The 11,591-nt window shown below is 66.1% G+C and carries 3 protein-coding genes; all 3 read right to left on the bottom strand.

The features are described 5' to 3' along the window. The 3 genes from C5689_RS17105 to C5689_RS17095 all read right to left on the bottom strand — a co-directional run bounded on the left by C5689_RS17105 (position 1) and on the right by C5689_RS17095 (position 11,572). Positions 1 to 1,890, bottom strand: a complete 1,890-nt coding sequence (locus C5689_RS17105; protein WP_108918452.1) for an efflux RND transporter periplasmic adaptor subunit — start codon at positions 1,888 to 1,890, stop codon at positions 1 to 3. 38 nt (positions 1,891 to 1,928) lie between these two features. Next, the gene (locus C5689_RS17100; protein ID WP_174800238.1) at positions 1,929 to 2,249 is read right to left on the bottom strand and encodes a DUF3467 domain-containing protein; all 321 of its coding nucleotides are present in this window, start codon (positions 2,247 to 2,249) and stop codon (positions 1,929 to 1,931) included. Positions 2,250 to 2,365: 116 nt separating this feature from the next. After that, positions 2,366 to 11,572: a LamG-like jellyroll fold domain-containing protein gene (locus C5689_RS17095; protein WP_206605378.1), complete on the bottom strand. Its 9,207-nt coding sequence runs from the start codon at positions 11,570 to 11,572 to the stop codon at positions 2,366 to 2,368. Between the last annotated feature and the right edge of the window lie 19 nt (positions 11,573 to 11,591).

Here is an 11,591-nt window from a genome sequence, read left to right as displayed (position 1 = left end):
CTAGCTCAGCCAGCGCCACGACCAGATCGTGAACCATTCGATCAACGATCGGGTCCATATCCAGGCGATGCGCCGCCGGCCGACCTCCACCTTGCCGACGCCCTTCATTCCGGGGCGCAGCTTGGGCGAATTGCCGCGCAATGCGGCCTCGACACGGAATGTGTTGACCCCTTCATCGGCTTTCGCCACGGGCGTGATCTTCTCGACGACGAGCGGAAATGTCTCGTTGGGAAGCGCCGCGATCAGCAGCTCGCCGGCCAAGCCGACGGCCATCTCATCGACCTGCGTTTCATCGACATCCAGCACCACGCGCCAATCGTCGAGCGGGGCGATTTCGAACAGCGCCTGTCCGCGCTGAACCGCTGCCCCGATGGATTGGCTGAGATCACCGGACACGACGAGCCCGTCGAAAGGCGCCTGCAGCCTGGTTCGCGCGAGCTGCTCATCGGCGAGCCTTATCTGCGCCTCCGATTCCTGCATCTCCGCGGCGAGAATGCGCGTGTCGGCGCGATTGCGCGCGCCGCCGGCGCGCTCGAACTCATATTGCTTCTTCTGTCGCTCGGTGGCCCAGCGCAACCGCTCGAGCGCGAATTCGCGATCGTCGAGCGTCGCCAGCGTGTCGCCGCTGCGCACCGCGTCGCCGGCGCGCACATGCGCATCCCTGATGAAGCCGTTGAACGGCGCCACGATCACGCGCTGCACCTTGCCTTCGATCACGGCGTTGGCGGTTACGCGATAGACATCGGTCACGACATAGAGCGCCAGCGTCGTCGCCACCAGCGCGAAAGCGACGAGCTTGCGGCCGGCGTGTCCGGACCCGAAAAGCGCTCGCGCATGGTCGCGGAGCCGCTCCCACGCTTTGGCGATCAGCCAGCGATCCTCGCGGCGCCGAATGTCGAGGACCGGTCCGAGAGTCGTGGCGAGGCATTCGAGGAATTCGATCTCGTCGGCCTCGAACGGCCTGTCCTTGCCGCGCTCGAATGTCATGGCCCCGATGAATTCGTCCTTGGCGAACATCGGCGTCGTCAGAATGGCGCCGCAGCCGTGCGCTTCCGCCAATTCGCCATGCGCGCGCACCACATGCGAACCGTCGGGATGCGGCGGATAGGCGATGACGGCGCGCTGATCGACGGCCTCGTTCATCACGCCGTTGAGCAGGCGAACGAGATTGAGGTCCTTGCCGAAATGCGCGCTGTGGGAAATGGCGGCGACGCGCGCGCCCTGATCCTGCGCGAAGCCGACGCTGACACGCTCGCAGGATTGCAGCGATGCGAGCTCTGTGACGCAGGCGCGAGCGGCGGACGCAAAGCCCTCCCCCTCGAGCGCGACGGCGAGCATGTCGAGAACGCCGGCTGCGCGCCGCAGCCTATGCGTCGCATCCGCGGCCGCGTCCTTGCGCAGACGTTCGCGAATCCACGCCACGCCCCATTGCAATTGGCGCGCGGCGAGCCGCAATTGCGCCCCTCCGTCGCCATGGATCTCGATAGCCGCGGCGCCGAGAACCTTCTCGTCGACGATGATCGGATAGGCGATTTGCGCGGGCGGCGATGGAACACCGGGCTCGGCGGAAGGTTTTTGCGCCACGCCGCGGCGCTGCTCGACGGCGAAATCGAGCGTGGAATGGAGACGCGCGAGCGCGTCGACGCCCTCCGGCCATGAGGCGGCGCTCGGCTCGCCGCTATTTTCCCGCAGTGCGATCGCGCCGCAGCTCGCGAAGGAAATAATTCCGCATTGCAGCGCCAACCATGCGGCGAGCAGAGCGCGGAGATCGGCGGCGTCATCCAGGCGCTTCCACAGCGCCTGCTCGAGGACTGCGACGCGGTCCTCGTCGAGAATCTTGGTCCTTTCAGGGGGCCGCAGAGCGCTCGCCCCCTCCGTGCTCGCGCGCATTGTCAAGGCGTCACCGCCGCGCCGGATGTGCGACGCGATCAGCGCCCGTCGATCTTCAACGCGCCGTGACGGGATTCATATTCCTTGAGCACGCCGGCCAGAGCCACGCTCAACCGCTTGGCGGCGTGCGGGCTCAGTATGACGCGATCGGTCAATTCGACATGCACCTGGCGCTCATTGCCGATGTTCCAGGTTTTGTTGGTGCCGAAGAATAGATCCACCTGCTCGAGCGTGCTCTGAATATTCACGACATTGGCGAAATGCGTGACCATATTGCGATCGTCCCAGAGCACAGCGGACTGACGGACGCCATCGACAATATCGGCGGCAGGCTGCGCGTTCGACTCGACCTGATCCATATCCGCGACCCCGTTGTGGAACAAAAATTTCTGTTCACTTCATCATCTTAAAGCACAGGCCACGATTCGCATCATTCTGTGACGAATTGATAACAGCCGCGGCGCTCCCAGCTCGACTACCAGCCGAAGCCCCACCGGCCCACATGCCGCGCATGGCCGCCGTGCTCGGCGTGGTTCCGCTCATGCGCGGATTCGAACCAAAGCCAATCGTCGAGGTCCGAGCAATGCGGGACCGGCTGAGCCGGCGGCTGCGGAACGATATGGACCGGAACATCCGTGCTCGCCACTCCTAGGGCACCGGCGACGGCGGCCTGCTGGATTTGATTGGCGGTGAGCGTCTGCCCGAAGAAGGCGACCTCGTCGATATGGCCGTCGAAGGACTTGGTGATCTTCAGCTTGGAGAGATCGCTCGCCGCCCCGACATTGGTTTCGTCTGAACCGCCGATCACAATCGCGGATTGGTTCGCGGTCAGACCGCCGGCATAGGCGTTCGAGCCGACGAGCACGCCATCGAGATAGAGCTTCATACCGCCGACGCCGAAGGTGAAGGCGAGATTGCGCCACGACCCGGCGGCCACCGTCGCCGTCGAGCGGATCGTATAGACTCCGCTCGGCCCTTCCATCTGCACGACGAGATGATTGCCGTCGAGGCCGATCGTCAGGCCGCCGCCGAGGCCGGCGCCGTCCTTGGCGAACAAGGTCTGCTGTCCGAAGGTCGAGCGGGCGTCGAACCAGAGCGTGATCGCGCCATTGGCGACGGCGAAGGCCGGATCATTGGCGACGGCCACATATTCGCGGCTCGAATCGTGGAAGTCCGCCGACGTTCCCGCGCCGAAGGGCGCGATCGCCGTCGATGAGCCGGCGTCGTCGCGATCGGGCTGGCCATTGGCGTAGAACACGCCGTTCTGCGCAGCGCCGACGCTGTCCGCGACAATGGAGCCGGCGTCGTCGAAGGTCCAATAGGCGATCGGCGTCAGCAATTGCTGATCGGCCGTCACCTGCACCCCGGACTGCACCAGCAGCTGCGCGCCACTGTTATGATAGACGTCGTAGAGGACATTGCCGATCGCACGTTGGCCGATGTCGCCCCATGCGCCGGAAAGATGCAGCGGCTGGCCGCCGTCGCCGAGCACGACCAGATTGCCATTGCCGGCCAGCGCCTGCACATCCGCGGCGCTCAGCGTCGCGGGGTTGGCGCCGCCGAGCACATAGGCCGACGTTCCATCGCCGAAGACGAGCCGCTCGACGCCTTCGAGCTGATCCGTGCCATCGATTGTCGGCCCGGCCGCGCCTTCTGCGATCAGCTTTTGCGCGCCCTCCTTCATCAGCCGACGCACGAAGGCTTGATCGACGGAGCCGCCGAAGATCGCCACCTCGTCGATGAGCCCGCCGAAGGCGTTGGTCACGCGCTGCTTGGCGAGATCGCCGGAGGCGTCGGAATTGCTCGCATTGGAGCCACCGATCACAATGGCCTCATGATTGCCGGCGAGGCCGCCGGTGTAGGAATCCTCGCCGACGAGCACGCCATTGAGATAGAGCTTCATCCCGCTTTGGCCGAAAGTGAAGGCGAGCTGGTTCCACGAGCCGGCGGAGACGATATTGAGCGTGTCGACGACATGGCCGTCCAGCCTCGCCTCGAGACGCTGCCCGACGAGGCTGATGGTGAGGCCGTCCTCGGCGCGCGCGCCATCCTTCGAGAACAAGGTCTGCGTTCCCGATGTGCTGGTCGCGTCGAACCAGAGCTGGATCGCGCCATTGTCGAGCGCGAAATCGTCGGAATTGGCGACGGCGATATAGCCGCGCGGGTCCTTGTGGAAGGCCGCCGATGTTCCCGCGCCGAAGGGCGCCACGTTCGCGGAAGGCCCGGCGTTGCCGAGGTCCGAAGCGAGCTTCGTCACGAAAGTGGCGTTCTGCGGCGCGCCGGCGCTATCCGCCAGCGTGGTAGAGCCGCGCGCCTCATCGAGCGACCAATAGGCGACGCCTTGCGGCAGCGCCGGCCGCGTGTCGGCCAACTGCAGCGCTCCGCCGACGAAGGACAGCTGATAATCCGAAAGCGCGCCGCTGAGGCCGGGGCCGGCGCTCGCCAGCCGCGGACCCGAGACGACGAGACGACGGATCTGATCGCCGTTCAGCGCCTGGCCGAACACCGCGACCTCGTCGATGGAGCCGCGGAACGCCTTGGAGATCGTCAGCTTGGAGAGATCGCCGGTCTGGTTCTTGTTCGTTTCGTCCGAGGCGCCGATCACGATCGCCTGGCGATTATTGGCGAGGCCGCCGCTGTAGGAATTGGCGTCGACCAGCGCGCCGTCGATATAGAGCTTCATGCCGTCGGCGCCGAAGGTGAAGGCGAGCTGACGCCAGCCGCAGCCAATATCGTCGCAGCTCGTCACCGTATAGGACGTCGTCCCCGTCTCGAGCCGCGCATAGACGCGGCCGTCGGCGACGCCGATGGTGAGATCGCCCTCATTATTGCCATAGCCGTTCTTGGCGAACAGCACCTGATCGCCGTGCGCGCGGTCGGCTTCGAACTGGAAGGCGATCGTCCCATTCGCCGAATGCAGCGCGGCGTCGTCGGCGACCGCCACATATTGCCGTGCATCGCCATGGAAGCTCGCGCCGGCGCCGGCGTCGTCCGATCCGTGCAGGGACGCGCCGTAGAAGGTCCCGTTCTGCGGCGTTCCGACCGCGTCGGCGACGACGCCATTCGTAACCTTGTCGAAGGACCAATAAGCGGTCGGCTGCACGATCGGCATGGAGACCGTGTCTATGCCATCGCCGCCGTCGATGAGATCGTCGCCGCCGCCGCCGACGATATAATCGGCGCCGTCGCCACCCAGAATGACGTCGTTGGCGCGTCCACCGATCAGCGTGTCGTCGCCGAGGCCGCCGAGCAGCGCCGACGGACCCGAGCCCGCCCGAACCGTGTCGTTTCCGTCGCCGGCCTTCACGGTCAGCGGCGCATCGACGCTCGCATCGACAGTCACAATGTCGTTTCCGCCGCCCGTGGCGATGAGGATGGATTTCACATCGGCCGCAGCGAAGGTCTTAATCACATTCTGCCCGATGATCGGCAGGAAGCTCGCATAGACCTCGATCGTCGCGCCATTGGGATCATTGGCGCCGCGGGCGCCCTTCTGCATCGCATCCATCACCTGCTGATCGCTCAGCTGGCGGCCATAGACGGAGACCTCGTCTATGTGCCCGGAGAAGGGATCGCTGATCGTCAGCTTGGAGAGATTGCCGGAGGTGTTGCGATTATCGGCGTTGGACGCGCCGATGACGATCGCCTCGTGATTGCCCTGCAATCCGCCCGTATAGGCGTTCTCGCCGACGAGCGCGCCATCGAGATAGAGCTTCATGCCGGCTTCGCCGAAGGTGAAGGCGACATTATGCCAATCGCCGCAGGCGACGTCGTCGCAGCCCTCGACGCGGTAGACACTCAGCCGCCCGGTCGCATCGGCGCCCTCGAGCTCGGCGAACAGCGTCCCATGATCGACGCCGATCGTCAGCTGGCCGGCGCCGAGGCCGCTCTTGCTCTTCGAGAACAGGACCTGCGTGTCGCCCCAGCCATGATCCTGATCATTGGCGTCGAACCAGAGCTGCACCGCGCCGCTCGCGAGATTGAAGACCGCATCGTCGGCGACGGCGACATATTCCTTCTTGTCGTCGTGGAACTCGATCGAATTGGCCGCGCCGAAGGGCGCGAATGCGGCGGACGGCCCCGGATCGGCGCGGTCCGGCGCGCGATCCGTATAGAGCGTTCCATTCTGCGGCGTTCCGGCGCTGTCGGCGACGGCGGTTCCGCTGGTCTCGTTGAAGTTCCAATAGGCGACCGGCTCGAGCGGCTTGCGCACGATCACCGTGTCATCCTGTGGCGTTCCGGCGATGCGCAGCACGCCATCGAGCAGAGCGACGCCGGTGAGCCGCGCCTCGGTGGTCGCGGTCGCGACGCCGAGATCATCATCGGCAAGATGCGCCGAGATCGTCCAGAAGCCCGGATCGCGATAATTATGCGTCAGCTGGAAGTCGCGCGTTCCGGCGGCATAGGCGAGAGTCTCGGCGGCCGTCCCGTCGCCCCAATCGACGATGAGCGTGTAGCTGTCCAGCGTGCCCGGATCAGTGAAGGCGCCGGTGAGCACGACCGGCTCACCCGGCAGCACATTGCCGACCTCCGCCGCATTATTGGTGAAAATGGTGAAGACCGGCGCGACATTCGCCACAGTGACCGCCGCGCTGATCGTCGCCGAGGCGCCATCCTTGTCGGAGAGCGTCAGATCGATGCGATAATCGTCGGCCGCGGTTCCCGTCGGATTGTCGTCGAGATAGCGATGCGTCGCCGTGAATGTGTGGCTCGCCTCGTCGATCGTCAGCGCAGAGGCGCCGCCGTCGCCCCAGACCACAGCGCCCGAATGCGTGTCGAGGACGCCGGCGTCGGCGAAGCGGCCCAGCAAGGTCACGGTCCCATTCTCGTCGATAGTGAGGCTGGAAGCGAGCGCGCCGCCGATCGTCTGCTTTTGCGCGGCGACGCCGTTCAGCGTGAGATCGGCGATGATCGGCGCCGCATTCATCACGACGACAGCGGCGGTCGAGACATTGCTCGGCGCCCCGGCGTCGTCGGTCACGATCGCGGAGATCGTGTAGTTCGCGCCCGCGGCCGGATTGTCGAGATAGACATGGGTCGCGGTGAAGGCGCGATTGACCGCATCGACGATAATCGTCGCGCCGGCGCCCGCGCTCGCGGAGCTCGAGCCATCGCCCCAATCGATCGCGATCGTATGGAGATCGAGCGGCCCCGCATCCGTGTAGACGCCAGAGACGGTGACGGAGGAGCCCTCTTGCGACGCGCTCGGAACCACAGTCAGAACGCTTACGACAGGCGCGACATTATCGACCTTCAGGCTCACGACCGTCGGGGCGCTGGCGCCCTGATCCTTGTCGACGATATTGGTCGTGATCGTATAGACGCCGTCCTGAACATAGCGATGAGCGACGTCGAAATTGAGCGCCCCGGCGGCGAGATCGACGATCTCGCTCTGCCCATCGCCCCAGGCGACATTCAGCCGGAAGCTGTCGAGCGTTCCCGGATCGACGATGCGGCCGCTGAGGCGCGCGAATTCATTCTCGGCGATCTCGGCCGGTCCCGCTCCCGCGGCCGGCGCGACGGCGACATTTTGCAGCGTCGGCGCCACATTGAGCACGGTGACGTTTCTGTCGGCGGCGACATAGGCGCCGTCATTGTCGGTCGCGCCGGTCTTGATCGCATAGGCGCCATTATCCGCATAGGAATGCGTCGCGACGACATTGCCATTGGCGGCGGCCGCATCGATCAGAATGTGATCCTGCGCGCCATCGCCCCAATTCACATCCCACCATTTGATCTTATCGGCGCCCGGATCGGTCGCAGACAGCGACAGGCTGTAGACCGCGCCCTCATCCCCCGTGGCGGCGCCAGCGACGGTCAGCGTCGGCGGGACCTCATTGATGGTGATCGTCGTATAGGCGTCGGCGACGCCGCCATCCTTGTCGACGATCTGGCCGTGAACGAGCAGCGCGCCGCTCTGCCGCAAATATTGGCCGGGAACCGTCGCCGGCCCCGCGCTCTGCGCGAGATCGAAGGTTCCATTATTGTCGAAGTCGTAGCGATAGGTCAGCGACGCAGCGTCCACCGGCGACGGATCGGTCACGCCGGAGAATGTCACTGTCGCGGAGGCCGCGCCTTCGCTCACCGGGCCGCTATTGACGAAGGAGACGAAGCTCGGCGGCGCATTGTCCACCGTCACGCCGACCGCCTTGGAGATCGTCGTCGGAGTCGCCGAGCCGATCGTCGCATAGCCGACGATCACATGCGGCGTGGAATAGACGCCGCTGTCATTGACGCCGAGCGCCGTCAGCTCGCTCCAGGAGAAGCTCGCCGTCGCGCCGCTCTTGTCGATCGTCCCATCATTATTGATGTCCCAACCATAGGAGAGCGGCGCGCCGGTCGCTTGCGCGGTCAGCGTGAGCGACTGGCCCTCCGCGATGCGATAGGGGCCGCCCGTATCGATATTATTCGCCGTGAGACCGACCGTCACCGCATAGGCGGCGGAGGTCGTTCCGGTCGGAGTCGTGTCCTTGTCCACAGCAGTAGCGTGGATCGCGACATTGCCGGGCGCGGCATAGACATGGCTCGCCTGTGTGGCGTCGGCGCCGAAAGTCTCGACAGCGGAGCCGTCGCCCCAATCGACGCGCCATTCGAGCACGCGATCGATCGGCGAAGCATCGGTCGCCGTGAAGCCGATGGTGAAGGGCGTTCCGACCGTCGCCGAATGCGCTCCGGAAACGGCGACCGCCGGCGGCGTGTCGGCGATCTGGATTTTCGACACGGCCGTGGTGGAGAGACCGTCGGAATTGGTCGCGCGCACCGCGATCGTATAGAGGCCATTATCGGCGAGGCCGAGATCGACGAGGCGATCCCAGGGAAGCGTCACGCGATAGACGCCGCCGCCGAGCGCCGTTCCGATCACTTCGCCGAACTGGCCGTCGCCGTCTATGTCGAAAGCGACCGGACCGGACAGCGAATTGGTGGAGCCCAGCGCCTGCACATTGGCGGTCAGCGTCACGCTCGAACCTTCCGAGGTCGAATAGCTCGGCGCGGAGAAGGACACGATCGGCGATGACAGAACCGTCAGCCCCTCGAAAGTGTCATAGGCGACCGCGCCCTTGCCGGCGAGGCTGATCGAGCCATTGGTCTGCGGGATCGGCAGGCCGGCGACTCCGCCGACGAGTATGGAGGCGTTCGGATCCTGCGGATCGACGATCAGCGTGTCGCCGGGCAGCGCGCCGGGCGCGTCGCCATGCAGCGTCGTCACCGCGTCGGAGGGCAGGTTGGGAAGCGAGACGCGCACAATGTCCGGGTCGGCGTCGCCGGAGACTGTCGTATGCGCCGCGGCGGCCACCTTCTCGATCGTGATCACATCGGAGCCGGCGTCGCCGTTGATCGTCGTCGTCGCGCCTGCGCCCGTGTTCTGCACATCGATCGCGTCGGCGTCCGCGCCGCCATGAATGGCGAGCGTGTCGGCCGCCGTCTTGGCGTTGACGACGCGCAGATCGAGACTGTCCGCGCCGGCGCCGAGATCGACGCTGGTCGCGCCGCGATAATCGGCGATGACGACATGGTCGGAGCCTTCGCCCGTGCTCACCTTGGTCGCGCCGACGATCGCCGGCGGCGCCGAGACGAGCGACACAGTGTCGTCGCCGACGCCCGTGGTGACGCCGATCGACTCTATATCCGTGTGCTCCGTCGTGAATGCGATCGGCGGCGCCTTGGGCGAGAGATCGACATTGAAAGTCGCGAGGCCGCCCTGCTGCGTCGTGGAGCCGAGGCTGCCGACATAGGCGGTGAGCGTGGAGCCGTTCTGCGGTCCGAGGATCAGAGAGGTGGGGGTCAGCAGACCGCGCACGCCGCCGACCGCGTCGCGCACGACTTGGACGAAGCCGAGCGCGCCCGTCTGCTGATCGCGCTGGAACACGGAGATGTCATTGGCTCCGCGCGCCGTCACCAGCACATATTGGCCATCGGCGGTGACGGCGACGTCGGTCGGCGCGTCGAGTCCGCGCACGCCATTGGCGCCATTGCGCAAAGTCTCGACGAAGACGAGCGGCTGCGTCGTGGAGCTCGTGACCTCAAAGACGGAGAGCGTATTGCCGCTCTGGCTCGTCACATAGACGAAGCCGCCGTCCGGGCTCACCGCCACATCGGAAGCGCCGACGAGTCCATTGGTCGCGCCTGCGAGAGTCTGAGAGGCGCCGGTCGTCGCATTCGCCGCAGTGAGGCTGCCGGTCGAAGCGTTCACCGAATAGACGAAGCCATTCTGCGCGATCGTCTCCGTCGCGGCGGCGCTCGTGATCGCCTGCGTCGAGAGCAGAGTCAGCGCGCCGGTCGCAGTGTTCAGCGAATAGCTGCGTTGGCCGGCCGAGCCCATCGTCGTCAGCACATGGCTGGCGGCGTCATAGCGCATCGAGTCATAATAGGCGCCGCCATCGCTACGCGATTGCGCGAAGGAGAGATCGCCGGTCGCCGAGGCGAGCTTGAAGGTCGCGAGCCTGCCGGTCGTCGCGCTCTCGGTGACGACGACGCCGTCGGTTCCGGTGACGAGCACATTGGAGACGCTCGTGAGCCCAGTGACGTTGTTCTGGCCGTCCTTGAACAATTGGCGCTGCGACCCGTCGTCGGCATTCACGACGACGAGCGTATTGGTCGCAGTCGACACGCCGAAGACATGGCTCGCGGCAGGATCGGCCGCTATCGCGTCGAAGCCGGTGAGCTGCGCGACAGTCGGCGCCGAGGGACGCGCGATCGCGAGATACTGAACATTGCCGGCGAGCGACAGAGTGTTGCCGGTGATGGCCGTCGCGCCGGAGGCGTTCACGCCGATCGACGCAGTGAATGTGTGATTATGCGCGCTGCCCTCGGGCACGAGCGTCACCCACACTTGCCCCGGAGCGAGGCTCGTCAACGCCTGATCGGCGCCGACGCCATGCGTCTTCAACGCTTGCGCCGCGGCGCCGTCGACGCTGAGCGTCGGATTGGCGATGTTGATCGTCGACACATTGGCGACGAGCAAAACGTCGAAGCCAGTGTAATCCTGATTCAGCGCGCCGACGCCCTTGTCGAGCAGCATGACCGCGAGCAGCGCGTCCGAAGGCGCGTGATCGAACTGCGGCGTCGTGGTGTTGAAGTCGATCGAGGCGGCGTCGAGCCCGGAGACGACGCCATAAATGTCCGCGCCGCCGGCGAGGCCGACGATGGTCGGGGTGAGGGGAGCGCCTGCGATATAGGAATTGGCGGCTCGCGGGCCGCTGAAATGTTCGACGCTCGGATCGGTCGGGGCGAAAGCCGTCTGTCCGCCATTGCCCGAGACGGCGCCGCCGCTCGAGAAAGTGAGCGAAGTGTTGCTGCCGAGAATAAAGCGCCCCTCGCCGCCCTTTGGCGCGGTTCCGCCGCCGGCGCCGCCCGATGTCGTGACCGAGGTCTTCAGCGTCGCGCCGCCATTGGCGAGATCGGTCGCATAGAGCTTGATCGCGCCGCCGGCGCCGCCCGCGCCATCGCCGCCGTCGCCGCCCGCTCCGCCCGAGCCGCCGCCGCCGCCATTGCCGCCGTGATGGGCGTCCGAATCGTCGCCGCCGCCGCCGCCGCTCGAAGTCGGCCCGTAATTCGGATCGGGACTCTGTCCGCCGCCGCCGGTCGCGCCCGCGCCGCCGAGCGCCGTGAAGGCGTCACTATTGCCGACGCGAATCTGACCTTGCGCGACCAGCTGGAAGGCGCCGCCGCCCGCGCCGCCCATGCCACCCGCGGCGCCATTG

The sequence above is a fragment of the Methylosinus sporium genome (assembly GCF_003113265.1).
GTDB classification, from domain to species: Bacteria; Pseudomonadota; Alphaproteobacteria; order Rhizobiales; family Beijerinckiaceae; genus Methylosinus; species Methylosinus sporium.
This window is presented reverse-complemented; position numbering and strand designations above follow the sequence as displayed.